At 75.4% G+C, this 20,964-nt stretch carries 16 protein-coding genes; 8 read left to right on the top strand and 8 right to left on the bottom strand.

What is annotated here, in order from left to right; genetic code table 11:
• The first annotated feature begins 70 nt into the window (after nucleotides 1–70).
• Entirely contained in the window at nucleotides 71–862 is a 792-nt protein-coding gene (locus AMK16_RS22375) for a glutamate racemase (protein WP_073918459.1), read from the top strand.
• Nucleotides 863–1,159: 297 nt separating this feature from the next.
• Here AMK16_RS22375 and AMK16_RS22370 read toward each other — a convergent pair whose 3' ends face one another.
• On the bottom strand, nucleotides 1,160–1,627 hold the full coding sequence (locus AMK16_RS22370) for a VOC family protein (RefSeq protein ID WP_073918457.1): 468 nt from the start codon (nucleotides 1,625–1,627) through the stop codon (nucleotides 1,160–1,162).
• 121 nt (nucleotides 1,628–1,748) lie between these two features.
• Between AMK16_RS22370 and AMK16_RS22365 the strand changes: the two genes are divergently transcribed.
• The 3 genes from AMK16_RS22365 to AMK16_RS22355 all read left to right on the top strand — a co-directional run bounded on the left by AMK16_RS22365 (nucleotide 1,749) and on the right by AMK16_RS22355 (nucleotide 4,650).
• The gene (locus tag AMK16_RS22365) at nucleotides 1,749–2,264 is read left to right on the top strand and encodes a hypothetical protein (RefSeq protein WP_073918456.1); all 516 of its coding nucleotides are present in this window, start codon (nucleotides 1,749–1,751) and stop codon (nucleotides 2,262–2,264) included.
• A gap of 217 nt (nucleotides 2,265–2,481) precedes the next feature.
• Nucleotides 2,482–4,122 carry an apolipoprotein N-acyltransferase gene (gene lnt / locus AMK16_RS22360; protein ID WP_073918454.1) on the top strand — a complete coding sequence of 547 codons (1,641 nt, stop codon included), beginning with the start codon at nucleotides 2,482–2,484 and terminating at the stop codon, nucleotides 4,120–4,122.
• A 9-nt stretch (nucleotides 4,123–4,131) separates the two neighbouring features.
• Nucleotides 4,132–4,650 (top strand): NUDIX hydrolase, encoded by a 519-nt coding sequence (locus AMK16_RS22355; protein ID WP_073918453.1) that lies wholly within the window; start codon nucleotides 4,132–4,134, stop codon nucleotides 4,648–4,650.
• A 12-nt stretch (nucleotides 4,651–4,662) separates the two neighbouring features.
• Here the strand turns inward: AMK16_RS22355 and AMK16_RS22350 are convergent, their stop codons facing one another.
• The 5 genes from AMK16_RS22350 to AMK16_RS22330 form a co-directional block, all read right to left on the bottom strand.
• Entirely contained in the window at nucleotides 4,663–5,451 is a 789-nt protein-coding gene (locus tag AMK16_RS22350; RefSeq protein ID WP_073918451.1) for a trypsin-like serine peptidase, read from the bottom strand.
• Nucleotides 5,452–5,749: 298 nt separating this feature from the next.
• Complete coding sequence (locus AMK16_RS22345; RefSeq protein ID WP_073918450.1) at nucleotides 5,750–7,210, bottom strand: glycosyltransferase family 39 protein; 1,461 nt, start codon at nucleotides 7,208–7,210, stop codon at nucleotides 5,750–5,752.
• 187 nt (nucleotides 7,211–7,397) lie between these two features.
• Nucleotides 7,398–8,654 (bottom strand): Tm-1-like ATP-binding domain-containing protein, encoded by a 1,257-nt coding sequence (locus AMK16_RS22340; protein WP_073918448.1) that lies wholly within the window; start codon nucleotides 8,652–8,654, stop codon nucleotides 7,398–7,400.
• Nucleotides 8,655–8,702: 48 nt separating this feature from the next.
• On the bottom strand, nucleotides 8,703–9,182 hold the full coding sequence (locus AMK16_RS22335) for an NUDIX domain-containing protein (protein WP_073918447.1): 480 nt from the start codon (nucleotides 9,180–9,182) through the stop codon (nucleotides 8,703–8,705).
• 36 nt (nucleotides 9,183–9,218) lie between these two features.
• Complete coding sequence (locus AMK16_RS22330) at nucleotides 9,219–10,235, bottom strand: cation diffusion facilitator family transporter (RefSeq protein ID WP_073918446.1); 1,017 nt, start codon at nucleotides 10,233–10,235, stop codon at nucleotides 9,219–9,221.
• A gap of 178 nt (nucleotides 10,236–10,413) precedes the next feature.
• Here AMK16_RS22330 and AMK16_RS22325 point away from each other — a divergent pair, with 178 nt between their 5' ends.
• The gene (locus tag AMK16_RS22325) at nucleotides 10,414–12,849 is read left to right on the top strand and encodes an ABC transporter ATP-binding protein/permease (RefSeq protein WP_073918895.1); all 2,436 of its coding nucleotides are present in this window, start codon (nucleotides 10,414–10,416) and stop codon (nucleotides 12,847–12,849) included.
• A 10-nt stretch (nucleotides 12,850–12,859) separates the two neighbouring features.
• Nucleotides 12,860–13,528 carry a hypothetical protein gene (locus AMK16_RS22320; protein WP_073918444.1) on the top strand — a complete coding sequence of 223 codons (669 nt, stop codon included), beginning with the start codon at nucleotides 12,860–12,862 and terminating at the stop codon, nucleotides 13,526–13,528.
• Nucleotides 13,529–13,682: 154 nt separating this feature from the next.
• Here the strand turns inward: AMK16_RS22320 and AMK16_RS22315 are convergent, their stop codons facing one another.
• The gene (locus tag AMK16_RS22315) at nucleotides 13,683–14,984 is read right to left on the bottom strand and encodes a streptophobe family protein (RefSeq protein ID WP_073918443.1); all 1,302 of its coding nucleotides are present in this window, start codon (nucleotides 14,982–14,984) and stop codon (nucleotides 13,683–13,685) included.
• A gap of 92 nt (nucleotides 14,985–15,076) precedes the next feature.
• On the opposite strand from AMK16_RS22315, the gene AMK16_RS22310 reads away from it, so the two are divergent.
• Nucleotides 15,077–16,555 (top strand): DUF6777 domain-containing protein, encoded by a 1,479-nt coding sequence (locus AMK16_RS22310; RefSeq protein WP_073918441.1) that lies wholly within the window; start codon nucleotides 15,077–15,079, stop codon nucleotides 16,553–16,555.
• 55 nt (nucleotides 16,556–16,610) lie between these two features.
• Nucleotides 16,611–18,683 (top strand): SpoIIE family protein phosphatase, encoded by a 2,073-nt coding sequence (locus tag AMK16_RS22305; RefSeq protein ID WP_073918440.1) that lies wholly within the window; start codon nucleotides 16,611–16,613, stop codon nucleotides 18,681–18,683.
• A 264-nt stretch (nucleotides 18,684–18,947) separates the two neighbouring features.
• Here the strand turns inward: AMK16_RS22305 and AMK16_RS22300 are convergent, their stop codons facing one another.
• Nucleotides 18,948–20,933, bottom strand: a complete 1,986-nt coding sequence (locus AMK16_RS22300; protein WP_073918438.1) for an ABC transporter permease — start codon at nucleotides 20,931–20,933, stop codon at nucleotides 18,948–18,950.
• Between the last annotated feature and the right edge of the window lie 31 nt (nucleotides 20,934–20,964).

The following is a 20,964-nucleotide window of genomic DNA, read 5'->3' as shown; positions in this document are numbered from 1 at the left end:
CGGGTGCGGGTGCGCCGTCCCGGAGGCGGGTGGACGGGGGCGGGCGGGGGGTGTCGACTAAGGTGAGCGGGTGAAGATCGCGCTCATGGACTCCGGAATCGGCCTCCTCGCGGCGGCTGCGGCAGTGCGGCGGCTGCGGCCGGACGCGGAGTTGGTCCTGTCCTCCGACCCCGACGGAATGCCCTGGGGTCCGCGGACGCCCGCCGACCTCACCGGGCGGGCGCTCGACGTCGCCCGGGCCGCCGCCGCGCACGGTCCCGACGCGCTGATCGTGGCCTGCAACACCGCCTCGGTGCACAGCCTGCCCGCCCTGCGGGCCGAGCTCGAACCGGGGATCCCCGTCATCGGGACCGTCCCGGCCATCAAGCCCGCCGCGGCCGCCGGCGGACGCGTGGCGATCTGGGCCACCCCCGCGACCACCGGCAGCCCGTACCAGCGCGGCCTGATCCGGGAGTTCGCCGCCGGGGTCCGCGTCACCGAGGTGCCCTGCCCCGGGCTCGCCGACGCGGTCGAGGCCGGCGACGACGCCGCCGTGACGGCAGCCGTCGCCGCGGCCGCCGCCCTCACCCCGTCCGACGTCACCGACGTGGTGCTCGGCTGCACGCACTACGAGCTGGTCGAGACCTCCATCCGGCAGGCCCTGGCCGCGCGGACGCACGGGGCCGAGCTCGTCTTCCACGGCTCCGCCGAGCCCGTCGCCGTCCAGGCGCTGCGCCGGCTCGGCGCCCGGGCCGAGCCCGCCCTGCCCCGGACCGGCGGTCTGACCGTCCTTCGCAGCGGCCGTCCCGGGACCCTGCCCGCCGCCGCCCTCGCCTACGCGGAGGGCCGGCTGCTCGCCGGCGAAGGTGCGGTCGTCGGCTGACCTCCGGTGGGCCGCCGTCCACCCTGGTCGGGGTCGTCGCCGGCCGTGCCCCGTGAGCGGTGCGGTTCCGAGCGCCGTAGCCGGTCCCGCCACCGGCCCGCCTCCCCCTGGTCACGGACGCGACGCACCGTCTGAGGGTTTTCCCGGTCGCCGCCGGGCGGCCAGGTCCGGGTGCCGGGCGGGGCGCCGAGGGCGTCACCCGCCGCCGGGCCCGGTACGGCGCCCGCGGCCCGCTCGATCCGCGTGGTCACGGTGCATCCTGTGCGGTCACCGGGGCGGCGTCACCACCGCCGAGTCCTACGCCCCGGCCAGGCGTCCCTCCAGTTCCTCCCCCGACAGGTCCTCCCGGTGGGTCAGGAACACCCACACATGGCCCGAGGGGTCGCGCAGGATGGTGGTCCGGTCGCCGTGGAACTGGTCCGCCGGCTCCTGTAGCAGCTCCGCCCCGGCCGCCACCGCCCTCCGGGCGAGGGCGTCCACGTCGGGTACGAACACGTGCAGCGCCACCGAGGTGCCGCCCAGCTCCGTGGGGGCGGTGAACGGCCCGTCGGAGGTGTCGCCGAGCATCAGGACGGCCTCGCCGATCCGGATCTCGGCGTGCAGCACCCCGCCGCCCTCCGGGCGGTCGAGCCGGAACTCCTCGACCGCGCCGAACGCCTTCGCGTAGAAGGCGATCGCGGCGTCGGCGTCGGCCACCATGATGTGCGGCACCACGGCGGTGCGGTAGCGGACGGGAACGATCTGGACTGTGTCAGGTGTCGTCATGTCCACGACCGTAAAACCCGAAGTTTGGTTGAGGTCAAGGGCCCGCCGCGGGCGGACGCGCCGTGAGCCGGGTGGACGCGAGGCGGTGGCAGCCCTGCGGAACGTGAGTACGCTGCTACTCATGACCGGTCACCCCCCGGGCCCGCTGTGGACGGGCCGGGCCTCCAACCGCGTGCAGTGGCTGCTGGCGGCGGCCGGTGCGGCCTGTCTGGCGCTCGGCGTCGAACTCGCCGTCGACAGCACCTGGACCGCCGGCACGGCCCCGCTGCTGATGTCCGTGATCGGCTGCCTGGCCGCCGGACTGCTCATCCTCTACGGCACCCTGGCGTTCGTCCACGTCGCCGTGACGGTCGACGCCGAAGCCCTGGAGGTCCGCTGCGGCCACATGGGGCTGCCGCGGCGCAGGATCCACCTCGCGGAGGTGACCTCCGCCGAGTTCCTCCCCCGCATCACCCCGCAGCAGTGGGGCGGCTGGGGATACCGCTGGCGCCCCGAGAAGGGCACCGCGGTCATCGTCCGGCGCGGCGAGGGCCTGGCCCTGAAGCTCGGCGACGGCAAGGTCTTCACGGTCACCGTCGACGACGCCGAGAACGCCGTCCGGGTCATCCGCACCCACCTGCGGGCGCTGGCGCGTTAGCCCTGTCGTCACATCCCGCCCGGCCCGCGCTGCCCGGCGCCGCACCGCTCCGCGTCGTCGGGGCGTCCCGCTGCCTCCCGTACCCGGGTGACGACCCCTCCGCCCCGCGCTGCCCGGCGCCGGACGACGCGGGCCCGGCCGGCGCGATCCAGCACGGACGCCTGGACGGCCCAGGTCCTTACCGGCTCTCGGCGCCCGGGGACGTACACTCCGCCAGATGAGCAGCAGTGTCACCCGCGAGGCCGGGAACGAGCCCGCGCAGCCCGACGCAGGAGCCCCGACCGGGGCCGTGGCGTCCCCCGCCGTCACCGCCGGGCGGCGGCGCGGCCTGCCGGTGCGCGCCGCGCTGGCCGCCCTGGCCGGTGTGCTGCTCTACCTCAGCTTCCCGCCCCGGCCGCTGTGGTGGCTGGCCCCCCTCGCCCTCGCGCTGCTCGCGGGCTGCCTCCACGGCCGCCGGGCCCGGGCCGGTTTCGGCCTCGGTTTCCTCGCCGGGCTCGGCTACCTGCTGCCGCTCCTCGTGTGGACGGGGGAGGAGGTCGGGCCGGTGCCCTGGCTGGCGCTGGCCGCCGTCGAAGCCCTCTTCATCGCCCTCACCGGCCTCGGCATCGCCCTCGTCAGCCGGCTCCCGGCCTGGCCGCTGTTCGCCGCCGCGGTCTGGGTCGCGGGCGAGGGGCTGCGCGCGCGGGCCCCCTTCGGCGGCTTCCCCTGGGGCAAGCTCGCCTTCGGCCAGGCCGACGGCGTCTTCACCCCGCTCGCCGCCCTCGGCGGCACCCCGCTGCTGTCCTTCGCCGTCGCGCTCTGCGGGTTCGGCCTCTGCGCAGCCCTGCGCACCGCCGGCCGCCACCCGCGCCGCGCCGCCGCCGCGGTGGCCGCCCTCACCGTCGTCGCCCCCATCGGCGCCGGCCTCGCCGCCCGCCCGGTGGTCTCCGGCGCGGCCGAGGACGGCACCGTCGTGGCCGCCGTCATCCAGGGCAACGTGCCCCGCCTCGGCCTCGACTTCAACTCCCAGCGCCGACAGGTCCTCGACAACCACGTCAAGCGCACGGTCGAACTCGCCGAGGACGTCAAGGCCGGCCGGGTCCCCGAACCCGACTTCGTCGTCTGGCCGGAGAACTCCTCCGACCTCGACCCGTACTCCGAACCCGACGCCTACGCCGTCATCGACAAGGCCGTCAAGACCATCGGCGTGCCCGTCGCCATCGGCGCCGTCGTGGCTCCCGAGACCGGCCCGCTGCGCAACACGATGATCCTGTGGGACCCGGTGAAGGGTCCGACCGCGACGTACGACAAGCGCAAGATCCAGCCCTTCGGCGAGCGCATCCCGATGCGCTCCTTCGTCCGGCTCTTCAGCTCCGACGTGGACCGCGTGCGCCGCGACTTCGGCCCCGGCAAGGACCCCGGCGTCTTCGACATGGCCGGGAGCGGCGTGGGCATGGTCACCTGCTTCGAGGCCGCCTTCGACGACGCCGTCCGCTCCACCGTCCGCGACGGAGCCCAGGTCATCGCCGTACCGAGCAACAACGCCACCTTCGGCCGGACCCAGATGACCTACCAGCAGCTCGCCATGGACCGGGTCCGGGCCGTCGAGCACAGCAGGACCGTCCTGGTGCCCGTCACCAGCGGGGTGAGCGCGGTGATCCGCCCCGACGGAACGGTCGCGCAGCAGACGAAGATGTTCACCGCGGACGCCCTGGTCGCCGAGATCCCGCTGCGCTCCGGCCGCACCCCGGCCACGGTCCTGGGACCGCTGCCGGAGTACGCGCTGCTAGCCGTCGCCGCGGGCGGATTCGCCCTGGTCCTGGCGCGGCGGATGCGTGCCCGCCGGACCTGGTCGGGAGCCGGCGCCGCGACCTCATAGGGTCGGGGGATGACCACACCCGACTTCATCCGCGAGATCCGCGCCACCGCCGGGCACCGGCTGCTCCTGCTGCCCGCTGTCACGGCGATCGTCCTCGACGACCGGGGCCGGCTGCTGCTCGGCCGCCGCTCCGACACGGGGGAGTGGTCCGTGGTCGGCGGCATAGCCGAGCCGGGGGAGCAGCCCGCCGAGACCGCCGTGCGCGAGGTGTACGAGGAGACGGCGGTGCGGTGCGTTCCCGAGCGGGTGGTCCTCGTACAGATGCTGGAGCCGATCACCTACCCCAACGGGGACGTGTGCCAGTTCCAGGACATCACCTTCCGCTGCCGGGCCACGGGCGGCGAGGCGCGGGTGAACGACAGCGAGTCGCTGGAGGTGGCGTGGTTCGAGGCGGACGCCCTGCCGCCGCTGAACCGCTTCGCCCTGGAGCGCATCCACCGCGCCCTGCGTGACGAGCCGACCTGGTTCGAGCCGCCCGCCGGGCCGGCGGGTCCCGCCTCCGAAGGCTCCGCCGCCGGGCCGGCGTAGTCGTGGCCGGGGTCAGTCGCTGACGGATGCCTCGCGGTAGAGCTCCACCGCCTGGTCGCCCATCACCGCGCTGTAGGAGACCTCCGGCACGGCGCCGCCGCCCTCGTAGCCGCCGAGCACACCCGCCAGCGCGCCGTCCACCAGCCAGGGGCTGCCGCTCGTGCCGCCGCTGAGGTCCGGGCAGTCGATGCGGCGCTGGGTCGCCGAGAAGGGGGCGGTGGCGTTGGTGCAGCGCAGCGGTGCCTCCTCGCTGCGCGGGTAGCCGATGACCGTCACGGTGGCGTCGGAGGGCTGTTCGGCGGCGACCGGGAATCCGCCCACCAGGTCCTCGACACGGGCCGACTGCGCGCCGTCCGCCGCGACCACCGTCGCGAAGGCGATGTCGTCGTCCGGGTCCGCAGCGTCCGTCCATCCCGGTGCGAGGTGCACGCCGGTGACCTTCCACACGCCGTACGGAGCCTCGCCGTTGCGGTAACCCGGCGCGAAGACGGTGGTGCCCGGCTCCTCCAGGCAGTGCGCAGCCGTGGCGATCACGTCACGGTCGTCGCTGTGCACCACCGCGGCGGTGCAGAAGTGCCCCTCGCCCAGCCCTCCGGCGAAGAGCGCGCCGACCCGGTCCGCCGCCGTGCCGGGCGCCGCCCGTGTGGTGACGCCGAGCGGCGGCCCGGCCGCGGCGTCGGGCAGGTCCACGCTGACCAGCGCGGCCATGGCGGCCAGCGTCGGCAGGATCCTGGACGCCCGCCGGGCGCGGGCCCGGGGGCGGCCGGCTGCACGGGGCTGGGTGAGGATGCGGCGGATCATGTTTCGAGCCTGCCCGGCGAACCTGTGTCCGGACCTCGTAGTTCCGTATGAATCGGCTGTGAGTGCGGTGAACCCGGTGTGAAAGCCGGATCCGAGGCCCGACCCCGCGGTCCGAACCGCCCGCTCGGCCCGGTTCTGCCCGGTCCCAACCGGTCCGGGTCGGTTCTGCCTGTTCCTGGCCGGTCCTGCCCGGTCCCGGCCGGTCCGGCTCGGTTCTGCCCGGTCCCGCCCGGCCCGCCCGGTGCAGACGGGTACGGTCGGCCCCGTCCGGTCGGTCCCGGGGCGGGGGCCGGTCCCGCTACTGCGGGATGCGCCGCTCGTAGACCGTCACCCGGCGGCCCCGGACCTGCCGGTCCTCCACCACCGCGAACCGCTCCCGCAGCACCGCGGCCTTCGCCTTGTCCCGCGCTGCCGACGGCGCCTTCGCGACCGCCGCCGAGTCCGTCACCAGCAGTACCCGCCGCTGCCCCAGCAGCGCGTCCCTTATCCGTGCCGGCTCGGCCTCCTCGCCCTTCAGGGTCCCCGAGGCCACCGGGGTCCGCGCCAGTGCGAGGTCCGCCAGGCCGGCGAAGGCCCCGGGGGAGACCAGCGCGGTGTCCCGGCGCGCCGCCGGGACGAACAGCACGGCGTCCCCGTCCCGCTTCAGCCGCGCCACCTCACCGGCCACCGCCAGGACGTCGTCGACCCGGCTCGCCGGGGCCCGCTTGCCCAGCTCCACCGGCAGCAGCGCCACCGCCGCCACCCCCACCACACCCGGCACCAGCAGGCCCGCCGCCCTCGGGAGCGGCCCCGCGCAGGCCCGTACGGCCGCGCCCAGCGCGGCCCCTATCAGCAGGGCCAGACCGACCATCCCGAAGAGCACGTAGCGGTCCAGGAACAGCGGCTGGACCAGCGACAGCCCGGCCAGCCCCAGCGTCGGGACCGCCAGCAGCGGCAGCCCGACCGCCGCGGCCGACAGCCGCACCCGGTCCGGGCGGTCGGCCCACGCCCCGAGGGCGCCGATCGCCAGCAGGATCGCCGGCCCGATCAGCATGTGCCAGGTCAGCGGCGGTATCCAGGACACCTGGTCGGACTGGCCCCGGCTGAACAGGACCAGCGGCAGCGCCCCGGCCACCGCGCCCGCGCCGTACGCCGTCCAGCGCAGCCACACCCCGCGCGCGGTCCGCACCCACCACAGCGTCGCCGCATGGGCGGGCAGGACCAGCAGCGACAGCCAGTTGAGCAGGGCGCACACCAGCACGGTGACCCCGTAGGCCGTCCAGCGCGGCCACGCCCGCCGGCCGGACCCGCTCTCCAGGAGCGACACCAGCAGCAGGGTCGACAGCCCGGCCCCCGCGGCGACCAGCGCGTAGGGCCGGCCCTCCTGGAGGTAGAACTGCACGGCCGGCAGCAGCCCGAGGGCCAGCCCGCCGCCCAGCCCCGCCCAGAAGCCGGCGAGACGCCGCCCGATCAGCGCCACGCACGCGGCCGCGCCGGCGACCGCCAGCACCGAGGGGAGCCGCAAGGTGGTGGTGCTCGCCCCGAAGAGCTCGAAAAGGCCGTGCATCAGCAGGTAGTACAGGCCGTGCACGGCGTCGACGTTGCCCAGCATGGCCCATATCTCGCCCGCCGACCGTCCGGCCACCTGCCAGGTCGCCGCCTCGTCCCGCCACACGCTGTCCTGCCGGGAGAGCCCCCACAGGCCGAGGGCCAGGGTCCACAGGACGGGCAGGAGCCACAGCACGGGCCGCCGCGGGGAGGGGGATATGTGGGATGTCATGTAGGTGCGCGGGTCCTCGGTGCGGGGCGTGGGGCGGAAGCGGCCAGTCTATGGACGCCACGGACCGCTGCGGACGCCACGGACCGCTGCCGGGACGGGTCCGCCGTTCCTCGCGCAGCCTGATCGTCCGGCCCGTCGCGCCCACGGGGTGGGTGCGACCACGGGGGACCCGGCAGCCGCGGGCGTCTCAGGCCGCGGCCGCCGCCGCGCCGATCATGGCGTGCAGCCGGTCGGCGGCCGCCCGTCCGAAGGCGGGGTCGTTGATGTGGGTGTCGTAGTCGAAGAGGCGGGCGGCGCTGCCCCGCAGGCCGTCGCGCAGGGCCGAGAACAGGGCGCGGTCCGCGCCGGGGTCGTGGTAGGGGCCGCCGGGCGCCCCGAGCGTGGACAGTCCGCGCAGGGGTACGCAGACGGCCGTGGGGCCCGTCGCCGCGCGGAGTTTGGCGGCTATCCGGCGTCCGAGCTCCGTGCACTCGGCCTCGGTCGTGCGGATCACCGTGATGGACGGGTTGTGGACGCGCACCCGCCGGTAGCGGGCCCGTTCGGGCAGGGTTTCCAGCGGGCCGAACTTGACCAGGTCCAGCGCCCCCAGGCTCACCACCTGCGGGACACCGGCCCGTCCGGCCGCGCTGAGCCGGTCCGGGCCGGCGGTGAGGATGCCGCCGCACAGGTCGTCGGCGAGCTCGCTGAGGGTGAGGTCGAGGACGCCCGCGAAGATCCCCTGGCCCGCCAGGGTCTCCAGGGTGCGGCCGCCCGCGCCGCTGACGTGGAAGACCAGTACCTCGTAACCCAGCTCGGTGAGGCGTTCGCGGGCCGCGTCCACGCCGGTCGTGGTCACGCCCGCCATGCTCGCGGCGATCAGCGGGCGGCCGTCCGCTCCCGGGCGGGCCGGGCCGCCGGGGCCCGGGGACGACCGGGAAAACGCCTTCGCCATCCCCGCGACCGCCTCCGCCGCGTTGGCCAGGACCGGTGCGGAGACGCTGTTGATCCCCGCGATGTCCACGACGCTGTACATCATCGTGATGTCCGAGGAGCCCACGTAGGACGCGACGTCGCCGGACGCCATGGACGAGACCACCAGTTTCGGCACGCCCAGCGGCAGGGCACGCATCGCCCTGCCGGCGATGGAGGTCCCGCTACTGCCGCCGACGGCGAGCACGCCGTGCAGCCGGCCCTCGGCGTACAGCCGCAGCAGGGTCTCCTCCGCGCCCCGCGCCATCGTGGTCACGGCTGCCCCCCGGTCGGCGGCGGCGCGCAGGTGCGACAGCTCGGTCCCGGCGGCCCGGGCCACCTCCTCCCGCGGCACGTCGGCGGTCAGCCGTGGCTCGCCCATCACGCCCGTGTCGACCAGTACCACCTCGACGCCGGCCCGCAGCAGCCTCTCGCGCAACCAGCCGTACTCGACACCCTTGGTGTCCAGGGTTCCCACCAGCACGACGCTCGTCATATGTGCAATGTCCACGCAGATGCCGTTTGCTGGCAAGTAAAGGTCGAGTCAACCCTCCAGGAGCTTCAACAGCCTTTCCAGGAACGGAATCTGAGAGGGCATCAAGTGTTTTTCGGCCACACCCGGACTGAACCAGGCCACCCGGTCCAATTCGGGGAACTCCTGCACGGTCCCCGAGTGCGGCGGCCATTCCAGCGTGAAGGTCCCCGGCACCATCAGCGCGGGATCGAGGTCCGCCTCCACCGCCCAGATGGTCACCAGTTTGCCGCTGGTCAGGCGGACCTCGCCGAGCGGCAGGTACTCGCCCTCGGGCGGCGGCAGGCCGATCTCCTCGGTGAACTCCCGGCGGGCCGCGTCCCGCGGCGTCTCCTGCGGCCCGTACTCGCCCTTGGGGATCGCCCAGTCACCGGTGTCCCGCCCGGCCCAGATCGGGCCGCCCATGTGCCCGAGCAGGACCTCGATCCCGTGGTCCTGCTCCTGCCCGGTCCGGCGGAACAGCAGCAGTCCGGCGCTTCGTTTGTGCGTCATGCCCCATTCCTGCCCCGTCCGCGGTCAGGTCAATGATCAGTGCGCGTGCGGGCCCTCCCGGTGGACCGGACCGTGCGCGTCCGCGCAGTGCCGGTCCGGGCCCGCCGGGTCCTCTCCCGCGCGGCCGACCGTCAGCAGGGTGTCCTGCACGTGGTCCACCTGGAGGGTGGTGTGCGTGATCCCGTACTCCTCGTCCAGCAGCCGCTCCAGGTCCCGCCGCACCGCGTGGCAGTCGCCCGCCGGTTCCACGAGCACGTGGGCGGAGAGGGCCGCCTGCCCGGAGGTGATCGTCCAGATGTGCAGGTCGTGCACCTCGGTGACCGGCGGATGTCCGACGAGCCGGTCGCCCACCGCGTCCGGGTCCATGTGCGCGGGGGCCGCTTCCAGGAAGATCCGCCCGGACTCCCGGACCAGCCCGTAGCCCGCCCGGACCATCAGCACCACCACCACGAGGGTGGCGATCGAGTCGGCCTGCCGGAAGCCCGTGGTGAGCACGATCAGACCGGCGACGGCGGTCCCGATGAAGGCGAACAGGTCGTTCAGGATGTGCTGGTAGGCGCCCTCGACGGCCAGCGAGGACCGGTTCGCCTTCGAGATGCACCAGGCGGCGGCGACATTGACGACGATGCCCGCGAGGGCCGTGACCAGGACCAGCCCGCCCTCCACCGCCGGCGGGTCCACCAGCCGGCGCACCGCCTCGTACGCCAGCCACACGGCCAGCAGGAGCAGCGTCAGACCGTTGGCCTGGGCGGAGAGTATCTCCGCCCGCTTGAGGCCGTACGTGAATCCACCGCGCGCCGGCCGGGCCGCCAGCCGCATCGCGATCAGCGCGAGGAGGATCGAGACGGCGTCGGTCAGCATGTGGGCCGCGTCGGAGATCAGCGCCAGCGAGTGGGCCACCACACCGATGACCACCTCCACGGCCATGAAGGCGCCGATCAGACCCAGCGCGATCGCCAGCCACCGCCGGTCGGCGTCGGCCGCCACACCGTGGCCGTGGCCCGCGTGGCCCGCGTGGCCGGCGCCGTCGTGCGCGTGGTCGTGCCCGCCCATGGCGTCCCCCGTCTCCTCGTGGCACCTGTTCGACGGTGCCGTCGCGTGAAGTGAAGCGCACTGCGCCGAGATGGGCAAAGGCTGCAACGGGGACCGTTGTCATTACCCATAAGGAGGCTGTGACCTGCGGCGATGTCGGAGCGGTGCCGTGCCGCCCGGATCGTGGGAGCATGTGACCATGGTCCAGCGCCCCGGTGTGCCGACCGCGCCCGAGCTCGTCCTGGAAACCGACCGGGGCTCCACGCAGATGAGCCCGGGCCGGACCTACCGCGTCGGCCGGGACCCCCTCTGCGAGATCTGTCTCGACGATGCCCGCGTCTCCTGGCACCACGCCGTCCTGCGCCCCGAGGGCGACCACTGGACGGTCGAGGACGAGGACAGCACCAACGGCACCTGGGCCTACGGCCACCGCGTGCACGCGTGGACGATCGGCCCCGGCAGCGAGCTGCGCTTCGGCAGCGCCGAAGACGGCCCGCGCGCCGTCTTCGCCGGCCGCACCCCACCGCCGTCGCCCCCGCCGCCGGCCGCCGCCCCGCGCGCCCCAGCCGTCGGCGCACCGCCCGCCGCGCCGCCCACCGCCCCGCCGGCCGGTGTCTCGCAGCCGTCCCTGACGGGCACCTTCCGGCGGCCGACCACCATCCGTCCGCTGCCCGCCCGGTCCGCCCTGGGCATCGGCCGCGCTCCCGAGAACGGCCTCGTCCTCGGTGACCTCGTCGTCTCCCGCCGCCACGCCGAGCTGCGCGCGCTCGCCGACGGCACCTACGAGATCGCCGACCTCGCCAGCCACAACGGCACCTACCTCAACGGCGCCCGCATCCACGGCGCCGCCCCCCTCACCGAAGGGGACATCGTCGGCATCGGGCACTCCGCCTTCTGCCTCGTCGGGGACCGGCTCCAGGAGTACGTCGACACGGGCGAGGTGTCGCTCGACGTCCAGGGCCTCACCGTCTGCGTCGACCACGGCCGCAAAACGCTCCTGGCGGACGTCTCCTTCCCCGTCGGCGCAAAATGCCTGCTCGCCGTGGTCGGCCCCAGCGGTGCCGGCAAGTCCACCCTCCTCGGCGCACTCACCGGCCTGCGCCCCGCCACCCGCGGGAGCGTCCTGTACGACGGACGCGACCTCTACCGCGACTACGCCGAACTGCGCAGCCGCATCGGGCTCGTCCCGCAGGACGACATCCTGCACACCCAGCTCACCGTCCGGCGGGCCCTCGCCTACGCCGCCGAACTGCGCTTCCCGCAGGACACCGCCAGGGACGAGCGCACCGCCCGCGTCGACGAGGTGATCGCCGAACTGGGTCTCGGCCAGCGTGCCGACCAGCACATCCACAGCCTCTCCGGCGGCCAGCGCAAACGCGTCTCCGTCGCACTGGAGCTGCTCACCAAACCCTCTCTGCTCTTCCTGGACGAACCCACCTCCGGCCTCGACCCCGGCATGGACCGCTCGGTGATGCACATGCTGCGCGGCCTCGCCGACGACGGGCGCACCGTCATCGTGGTCACCCACAGCGTGCTCAGCCTCGACGTCTGCGACAGGCTGCTGGTCCTCGCCCCCGGCGGGCGCATCGCCTACTTCGGGCCGCCCGAGGAGACGCTCGGCTTCTTCGGCTTCACGCAGTGGCCCGAGGCGTTCGAGGCATTCGAGGACCAGCAGGGACGCGACTGGGCGCGGGAGTACGCCGCCTCGCCGCTCCACCGCAGGTACATCGAGGGCGCCGACCGCCGGTCCGGGCGGCCGGACGACCCCACCGCGCGGGACGCCCCGGCGCCGGGAGCCTTCGTCGCCGCGCCGCCCAAGGCCCAGAGCTGGGGGTCCCAGCTGTCCACCCTCGTGCGACGGTACGCGGCCGCGCTGAGCGCCGACCGGACCTTCCTCGCCATCATGATCGCGCTGCCCTTCGTCATGGGCGCCATGGCCCGGGCGCTGGCCGGCAAGGAGCTCACCCAGGAGACCGCCGTCAACGCCCTGCTCATCCTGTGTGTCGGCGGCGTGCTCACCGGGGCGGCCAACGCCGTGCGCGAACTGGTCAAGGAACGGGTCGTCTACCAGCGCGAGCGCGCCGTCGGCCTGTCGCGCTCCGCCTACCTGATGTCCAAGGTGGTGGTGCTGGGGGCCATCACCGTGGCGCAGGCGGTGGTCCTCACGCTCGTGGGCCTCTTCGGAGTGAAGACCAACGCCCCGGGCGGCAGGGGAGTCCTCATGCCGCCCCTGGTGGAGATCACCATCGCGGTGGCACTGCTGTCCGTCACCGCGATGATGCTCGGCCTGCTGATCTCCGCGCTGGTCACGAAGGAAGAGGTCACCATGCCCCTGCTGGTCCTGCTCGCGATCGTCCAGGTCGTGTTCTGCGGGGCGCTGCTCCATCTGGAAGGAGTACCCGTGGTCGAGCAGCTCGCGTGGCTCGTCCCGTCGCGCTGGGGACTCGCCGCCATGGCGGCCACCATCGACCTCGGCGCGATCGTGCCCGGGCCCCTCGCCGACGACCCGCTGTTCGCGCACAGCACCGGGGTGTGGCTGATCGACCTGGGGGCGCTGGCGGCGCTGTCGGTGTTCTTCGGGGTACTGGTCGCCCGGCTGCTGCGCCGGCACGAGCCCGCCATCATGCGGAAGTAGGGCCGGGCCGATGACACCACCGGAACCGGCGCCGGACTTCCGGCCCACCCATGTCGTGCCACAGGAGGGACTGGCCGCCTGGGAGGCGCCCGACGTCTCCCGGCCGACCGCGTCCCTGGACCCCCTCCTGCCCGTGCAGTTGCTGTCCCGTCGCGGTGAATGGGGCGAGATCATGTGCGCCAACGGGTGGTCCGCCTGGGTGGACGGGCGGCTCCTGGTGGCCGTGCCGCAGCCGCCGCCGACCGCCGGCGGAAGGGCGCCGGGGCACTCCGAAGACCCCCGGCCGCAACTGGAACGCAGCGCCGGGGCCCTGGAGCGCTACCGGCGGGCCGTCGCCGACCTCGCGGCGGGGCGCTGCGACACCGAGTCCTTCCACCACGCCGTACGGGGCCTGCGGGCCGGAGTCGTCCTCGACGGCGAGTCCGTGTGGCTCTTCGACGAGACGGCGGGCCGGTGGATGTACGGCGACGGGAGCCGTCTGGCGACCTACGCGGTCGTCGCGGGACCGGGGGCCCCGCCCGGGCCGCAGCCCCCGCCGGCGCAGGCCGCTCCGGAGGGCGGGGCCGGCGTACGGCCGGCTGCCGAAGCGCCCGGCGCGGCCGCGGAACGCGCCGAGGGGCAGCGCGGGCACGCCCCGACGCGCATCGTGGACACCCCCGGATCCGGGGGAAGCGACTGAGCGGGCGGGACCGGACCGGTGACCGGCCGGGCCGTGGCCGACCGCCCGGCCGGGCCGTGGCCGACCGGGTGTCCGGTCGTGCGCCGTGGCAGCGCCGTGGCGCTCCGGGGCACGGTGACGGGCGCCGCGCCGGATCTTCCTCGCACCGCCCGGGTCAGGGGTGCGGGCGCGCGACCGCGGCCGCCTCGTCGACGAGGCCGCGCCGGCGCAGGCGGCGGGCCGCCAGGGCGCCCAGGAAGCCGGCCACCGCACCCCACAGCAGGGCGAGGCCGACGGTGCGCCACAGGACGGGGGTCAGGTCGGTCCTGCCGCCCAGGCCGCCCACGTCGCCGAGGCCCAGGAGGGAGAGGCCGAGGCGGGCCTGGACCCGGCCCAGCAGGCACACCGTCAGGGTGGCCAGTGCCAGGGCCACGCCGAGGTGGAGCGCGTGCCGGCGCGGGCGGATGCGCGCCGGGGACCGTACGGCCGCCAGCACGCCCGCGCCGAGCAGCAGGACGGCGGCCGCCACCACCAGCCACCAGGCCCGGGGGTCCTGCTCCGCGAGCGAGCCGACATCGACCGTGGACGGGCCGGGGCCGCGCAGGACCGCGTCCAGCGGCTGTGGCACCGGCAGCCCGAAGGGGCCGTCCACCCTGCCCTCCCAGGCGCCGCCGAAGCCCAGGGTGAGGGCGAGCCAGGCGAGGTTGGGCAGGCCGAGCAGGAGCACGGCCAGCGTCCGGGCGGCATGCCCCTGGGTCACGGCCGCGACCAGACCGACGCCGGCGCCGAGGACGACGTACGCGAGCAGCAGTACGACGGTGGCGAAGGCGGCGGGCCGCACCGCCGCGTGGAAGCGCACCAGGGCGGCCGGGAGCGGAGCGCGGCGGGAGACCAGCAGGGCGATCAGCAACAGGCCCAGGATCCAGAGCAGTCCGAAGAACAGGGTGGCGGGCAGGGCCGCCCGGAAGCCCACGGTCGGCGCCGAGCCCAGGAGGTCGCCGAGGTCCCCCAGGGAGGAGTCCGCGGTGGAGAGGGCGAAGTTCTGGCGGGCGAACAGCGCCGTCCCGCCCAGCGCAAGGAGCCACAGGAGCGCCAAGGGCGCCGCACGCGCCGTCAGTTCGCCGGGGCGGGTCACGGCCCGGTTGTGCAGGGGGCGCAGGAACGCGTACCCGGTCGTGAGGGCGCCGGCCAGGCTCACCGAGAGGGGGAGGACGGACAGGCTCGCACCGGCATCGGCCAGGAGTCCGGCGTCACCCGCCACCTCGACGGAGCCGCCGGCCGCCATCACCACGACGGCGGCGACCACCCGCGGGAACGCGCCGCCCGGCAGGCTGCCGGCTCCGGCGCAGGCCAGTCCGGCCGCCGCGACCGCGATCATCACGGCGAAGCCGGCGAGGACCGCGGCGCAGGCGTCGCGCCACGCCCGGCCGGCCGGTCCTGAGCCCCCGGGCGATGGTCGTGTCGGCGTCTGGCTCACCCCGCCACCGTAGGCAGCCCCGGCTTGCGGGCACCACCGCAGCGACGCACACAATGGTCCGCAGGGAACTCCTCCGCCAGGAAGAAGAGCCCGTGAGCACGAACCCCGACCAGGATCCGTCCCAGCAGCCGACGACCTCCGCCGCGCGCCCCACGGGACCGCCCTCCGGCCCGCTCTCGGGCGGCCGGCAGGGACCTCCCGACTCGCCACCGCCGGCCGGTCCGCCCAGCGGACCGGGCGGCGCGAGCAGCGGGGCGGGCGGGGCGGGCGGGGACGGCGGTGGCGACGGGGCCGGCGGCCGGGCCGGCGGCCCGTGGTGGCGGTCCGTGCCCCGGCTGGCCACCGTGCTGGTCGCGGTGGCGGCGGTCGTGGCCCTGGCCGTGGTGCTGACCCGGCCCAGCGGGACCGCCGACAAGGCCGGCGGCGAGGTCTTCCTCCAGCCTGCCGCGGCCTCCGGCCCGGACCCCTTCACCGAATCCACGGCGACGCGACAGGACACGGCGCCGCCCCAGAGCCCGCCGCCGCCCGCCACCGGCACGACCGGTGCCACCCCGGGCGCCTCCGGGATCCGCAGTGTCAGCGGGGCCTCGCCGGGGCTGTACGGAGGCACCAAGGGCGTCGCCGGCTGCGACGTCGACAAGCAGGTCGAGTTGCTCTCCGCCCAGCCCGCGAAGAACAGTGCCTTCGCCTCGGCGCTCGGCCTGCAGCCGGCGGCCGTCCCGGGCTACCTGCGCTCGCTCACCCCGGTCCAGCTGCGCTCGGACATCCGGGTCACCAACCACGGCTACCGCGACGGCGGCGCTGTCGCCTACCAGGCCGTCCTCCAGGCGGGGACGGCCGTACTGGTGGACGACAGAGGGGTGCCGCGGGTGCGGTGTGCCTGCGGGAACCCGCTGGGACCGCCGGTCGCGCTGAAGGCCGACCCCAAGCGCTTCGGGCAGCCCTGGAGCTCGTACGAGCCCGCGAAAACCGTCGTGATCGCCCCGGCGGAGACCGTCGTGGACACGTTCGTGATCTACGACCAGCGTGAGGGGCGCTGGTACGGGCGTGAGCGGGGCCCCGACCCCGCGCGCGACGAACCCGTCCCGCCGCCGGTGGTCCGCACCCCCGCCCCCCTCACGCCGCCGCCGGCCCGCTCGTCGCCCGCGACCCCGCCGCACGCCAGCGGAACACCGGGCCGCACGCCGGGCCGCACCCCGGGAGACCGGCGGAGCCACGCGCCCTCGGACACCCCCGGAAACACACCGCGCGAGAGTCCCTCGGACACGCTGGGGGACAGCCCCTCGGACACCCCGGGGGAATCCCCTTCGGACACGCCGGGTGACAGCTCGCCGGACACGCCCGGCGCATCGCCTTCCGACACCTCCGGCGAGACTCCGCCGGACACCGGCACGCCCCCGCAGTCGCGCCCTGCCGGGCCGGCCGACCGGAGGGGGTCGCCGAGCGGCTCCGACCGGTCCGGCCCGCCCGCCGCCTCCGCCCGGGCGCACCTGCCCGCCGGCCCGGCGACGGCCACCTCGTCCGCCGCCACCGCCCCGACCGGTACCGAGCCGGCCCCGCACTCCCCGTAGGCGGACGGACGTCCGTCATGAGGAGAAAGGCGGGGGAGGGTGAGACCCTTGCTGCATGGCCCAGAGGGCGGAGGACTCCGCGGTCGCATGGCCCGCGAGGCCGGACACGAGCCTCGCGCTCAACCGCATGGGCACCTTCGACTGGGACCTCGTCAGCGGCCGGATGTTCCTGGACCCCACGGCGCTGGAGGTCCTCGACCTGCGCCCCGACGAGTTCGACGGAACCACCGGCGGACTGCTGCGCCGCATCCCGCCGGCCGAAGCCGACCGGATCGACGCCCGGGTGACCCAGGCGATCGAGGGCGGCCGCAGTCACTACGGGGTCTACGTCCGCAGCCGCCGCCGCGACGGCGCCCCTTCCTGGACGCACATCCAGGGGCACTTCGTGCGCGACCCGCACGGGAAGCCGTACCGCGTCATCGGCATCCTGCGCGACGCCGCCCACGACCCCGGCGAGCCGGGCGCCACCGGGGACCGCTCCGAGGGGCGGCGCCGGATGACGGGCGTCGTCGAGCGGACCACGGCCATCCTCGCCCACGCCCGCACCGTCACCGACGTCACCGACGTCCTCAAGGACCCCGAGGCCCTCGGGCACCTCGGCGCGGTCAGCGTGATGCTGGGCGTCGTCGACGGAGCCCGCATCCATCTCGTCGCGGAAGGACAGCTCGGCTCGTACGTCCCGGAGATCGAGTACACCCGGATCGACGCGCAATACCCGATGAGCGAGGCCGTACGCACCATGCAGCCCGTCTTCATCGCCTCGCGGCAGGCGTTCCAGGGCCGCTACCCGATGCTGTGGCCGTACATCGAACCCCTGTCCGTGCGCAGCGGGGTCTACCTGCCGCTCATCGCCCAGGGACGGCCCGTCGGGGCGCTGGGGCTGCTCTACACCCGCCAGGGCGACTTCACCGCCGAAGAGCGCAACCTGCTGATGGCGCTCGCCAGCGGCATCGCGCAGAGCCTCCAGCGCGCCATCCTCTTCGAACAGGAACACGACCTGGCGGAGGGCCTGCAGCGGGCCATGCTGCCCCGCCGGATCCCCGAGGTGCCGGGTGCGCGGATCGCCGTGCGGTACCGCTCCGCACGGATGGGGCAGGACATCGGCGGCGACTGGTACGACGTGATCCCGCTCGGCGGGGGCCGGGTCGGGGTGATGGTCGGCGACGTCGAGGGGCACGACACGGACGCGGCCGCGGTCATGGGCCAGCTGCGCATCGTCCTGCGCGCCTACATCACCGAGGGGCACACCCCCGGCACCGCGATGGCGCGGGCCTCGGCCTTCCTGCGGGAGCTGGAGACGGAGCGGTTCGCCACGTGCACCTACGCCGAGGTGGACCTCACCACCGGGATGGTCCGGATCGTGCGGGCCGGCCACCTCGACCCCGTGGTGCGGCGGGGGGACGGCAGCTGCCACCGGATCCGGGCGGCGGGCGGGCTGCCGCTGGGGCTGGAACCCCATGACCAGCCGGGGACCGGCTCGGGCTACCCCGTCACCGCCCACGAACTGCACCCCGGGGACACGCTGCTGCTGTGCACCGACGGTCTGATCGAACGACCCGGCGCCGATCCCGACACCGGCATGCGGGAACTCATGGACGCGGTGTGTGAGGGCCCCGTCGAGGTGGAGGGGCTCGCCGACGTCCTGTGCGAACTGGTCGGTGACTCCGGCGGCGGGGACGACATGGCCCTGCTCGTCCTGCGCCGGCGCGGCACCCCCACCGCCCCCGGCGGCGGCCCGCTGCACCAGCGGCTGGAACCGGGCGATCCGCGGGCCCCGGCGATGGCCCGCCACCTGATCCGCGCGGCGGTGGCCGCCTGGGGGGCGCGGGACCGCGCCGACGAGATCGAACTGGCGGCGGACGAGCTCATGACCAACGCCCTCGTCCACACGGAGGGCGGCGGCCAGGTCGGCATGCGCCTCACGGCCGACGGGCGGATCCGGATCGAGGTGGAGGACTCCAGCAGCGCCCTGCCGCGGCCGCGCGACGCGGGGGACTGGGCGGTGTCGGGGCGCGGACTGCTGCTGGTGGACCGTCTCGCGGACGAGTGGGGCGTGGAGCCCCGGGGCGGCGGCAAGTGCGTCTGGTGCGAATTCAGCGTCACCGCGCCGGTGGCGGCCGTCGGCTGAGTGCGGCCCCGGGGGTCCGCGGGCCCCAGGGGGTTTGCCGAGCGTGCCGTCACGGAGGCGGGCGCGCTGCCCGCAGGTGGCCGCGGAGCGCACCGGCCGGTGCGCAGGCGCCCGCCGCGCTCCCGCACCAGACCGGCCTCGGCCGCGAGCCGGCGCAGGCGCCCGAATCGGCGGAATCGCGGTCGTAGGCGGGTCCCGGCACCCGGGAGGCCGGGCGGCCCGGCGGCCGGGCGCCCGGGGCCCGGCGTGATCGGCTGGACCCCCCTACAGACGCACGAGCGTGATCTCGGTGGCCTTCACGCTGGTCCACACCGGGGAACCGTCGACGAGACCCAGTTCGGCCGCGGCCGTCGGGGTGATCTCCGCGACCAGGTCCGGGGCCCGGGCCGAGGCGATGAGGACGCGCAGCCGGCTGCCGGCCGAGGTGATCTCCCGTACGGTGCCCTGCCAGACGTTGCGGGGGCTGCCGCCGGGTCGCTCCCGGTGTACCGACACCGCTTCCGGGGCGATGATCGCCAGGGCCTGCGCCCCCTCGGGCAGGGTCTCGGCGACGATCAGGTGTCCTCCCGACGCGAGGGCGAGGCCGTCGCCCGAGGCGGTGCCCGGCCAGGCGTTGCGGCCCAGCATCCGGGCCACCCACGGGGAACGCGGGTGCCGGGTCACCTCCGCGGGCGGCGCGTCCTGGAGGGTCTGACCGTCGGCGAGCACGAGGACCCGGTCGGCCAGCGACACCGCCTCGACGGGGTCGTGCGTGACGATCAGGCAGACCCCGCCGAAGCCCGCCAGATGGGTGCGCAGGGTGTGCCGGACCTGGGCCCGCGTCGTCTGGTCGAGGGCGGCGAGGGGTTCGTCCAGTAGCAGGAGCCGGGGACGGGCGGCGAGGGCGCGCGCGAGCGCGACGCGCTGGGCTTGGCCGCCGGAGAGCTGGGCGGGCCTGCGCCCGGCGAGGTGACCGACGCCGAGCCGGTCCAGCCAGTCCTGTGCCTCGCGGCGGGCCTCGGCGCGCGGCACCCGGCGGGCGCGCAGCCCGTACGCCGTGTTGGCCAGGGCGCTCAGGTGCGGGAACAGCGCGCCGTCCTGCGGGACCCAGGCCACCTGGCGCCTGTGCGGCGCCAGCGCGGTGACGTCGGCGTCGCCGAGCCTGAGGTCGGCGTGGGCCCGCGGGGTCAGGCCGAGGAGCGCCCGCAGCAGGGTGGTCTTGCCCGCGCCGTTCTCCCCGACGACCGCGATGGTGGTGCCGGGTTCGGCATCGAGCGTGAGCCGGTTGAAGCCGGTGACGGTGGCGTGCAGCGGCCAGTGGCCGGCGTCCCGCGGCGCGGCCGTCCCGGGCCCCGTCCCCTCCCGGGCATCGGACGCCGCCGGTCCCGTCCCGAACCGGTCGGCACCGGCATCGGCGGCGGTCGGTGGCGCCTCCTCGGCCACCGCCGGCGCCTCCGCGGTCCGGCCGGCGGCCGGGAGCCCCGTCCAGCGGCCGCGCAGGGCGATCAGCACGGCCATGGCGATCACGAGGAGCAGCAGCGAGACGGAGGTCGCCGCCTCCGGCTGGTCCTGGAGCAGCAGGTACACCTGGAGCGGCAGCGTCTGGGTGGTGCCGGGCAGATTGCCGGCGAAGGTGATGGTCGCGCCGAATTCGCCGAGCGCGCGGGCCCAGGTGAGCGCGGCCCCGGCGGTCAGCCCGGGCGCCACCATGGGCAGCGTCACCGTGAGGAACACCCGCACCGGTGAGGCACCCAGGGAGGCGGCGGTCTCCTCGTAGCTCTGCCTGAGCCCACCGAGCGCGCCTTCCAGGCTGATGACGAGGAACGGCATGGCCACGAAGGTGGCGGCGACGACGGCCCCCGACGTGTGGAAGGGCAGGGTGACCCCGAAGGTCTCCTCCAGCCACGGCCCGAGCAGCCCGCGCCGCCCGAAGCCGAGCAGCAGGGCCACACCGCCCACGGTGGGCGGCAGCACCATCGGGAGCAGCACCAGCGAACGGACCAGGGCCTTGCCCCGGAACTCCACGCGGGCCAGCAGCCAGGCCAGCGGCACACCGAGGAGCAGCGAGAGGCCGAGGGCCCACAGGGACACCACGAGCGAGAGCTTCAGCGCCCGGACCACACCGGGGCTGCCGAGGTGCGTGGCGACCTCCCCCCACTGCGTGCGGCCGAGGATGCCGATCAGCGGCAGCAGCAGGAACGCGACGGCCAGCAGCGCGGGCAGCGCCAGGGCCACGGGGGGCCGGGTACGGGTGCGGCGGAGTCTGCTCATGAGGGTTCCTGGCTCGGGTGGGGCGGCGGGG

Origin of the sequence: Streptomyces sp. CB00455 (genome assembly GCF_001905445.1) — a bacterium.
GTDB lineage: Bacteria > Actinomycetota > Actinomycetes > Streptomycetales > Streptomycetaceae > Streptomyces.
The sequence above is the reverse complement of the archived record's forward strand: the minus strand, read 5'-3'. Positions and strand labels throughout refer to the sequence as shown.

Bases quoted from the DNA above. Each gene is read 5' to 3' on its own strand.
- AMK16_RS22340 (WP_073918448.1), bottom strand. From the start codon at position 8,654: ATGACGAGCGTCGTGCTGGTGGGAACCCTGGACACCAAGGGTGTCGAG.
- AMK16_RS22335 (WP_073918447.1), bottom strand. From the start codon at position 9,182: ATGACGCACAAACGAAGCGCCGGACTGCTGCTGTTCCGCCGGACCGGG.
- lnt (WP_073918454.1), top strand. From the start codon at position 2,482: ATGAGCAGCAGTGTCACCCGCGAGGCCGGGAACGAGCCCGCGCAGCCC.
- AMK16_RS22350 (WP_073918451.1), bottom strand. From the start codon at position 5,451: ATGATCCGCCGCATCCTCACCCAGCCCCGTGCAGCCGGCCGCCCCCGG.
- AMK16_RS22325 (WP_073918895.1), top strand. From the start codon at position 10,414: ATGGTCCAGCGCCCCGGTGTGCCGACCGCGCCCGAGCTCGTCCTGGAA.
- AMK16_RS22355 (WP_073918453.1), top strand. From the start codon at position 4,132: ATGACCACACCCGACTTCATCCGCGAGATCCGCGCCACCGCCGGGCAC.
- AMK16_RS22330 (WP_073918446.1), bottom strand. From the start codon at position 10,235: ATGGGCGGGCACGACCACGCGCACGACGGCGCCGGCCACGCGGGCCAC.
- AMK16_RS22305 (WP_073918440.1), top strand. From the start codon at position 16,611: ATGGCCCAGAGGGCGGAGGACTCCGCGGTCGCATGGCCCGCGAGGCCG.
- AMK16_RS22345 (WP_073918450.1), bottom strand. From the start codon at position 7,210: ATGACATCCCACATATCCCCCTCCCCGCGGCGGCCCGTGCTGTGGCTC.
- AMK16_RS22365 (WP_073918456.1), top strand. From the start codon at position 1,749: ATGACCGGTCACCCCCCGGGCCCGCTGTGGACGGGCCGGGCCTCCAAC.
- AMK16_RS22320 (WP_073918444.1), top strand. From the start codon at position 12,860: ATGACACCACCGGAACCGGCGCCGGACTTCCGGCCCACCCATGTCGTG.
- AMK16_RS22370 (WP_073918457.1), bottom strand. From the start codon at position 1,627: ATGACGACACCTGACACAGTCCAGATCGTTCCCGTCCGCTACCGCACC.
- AMK16_RS22300 (WP_073918438.1), bottom strand. From the start codon at position 20,933: ATGAGCAGACTCCGCCGCACCCGTACCCGGCCCCCCGTGGCCCTGGCG.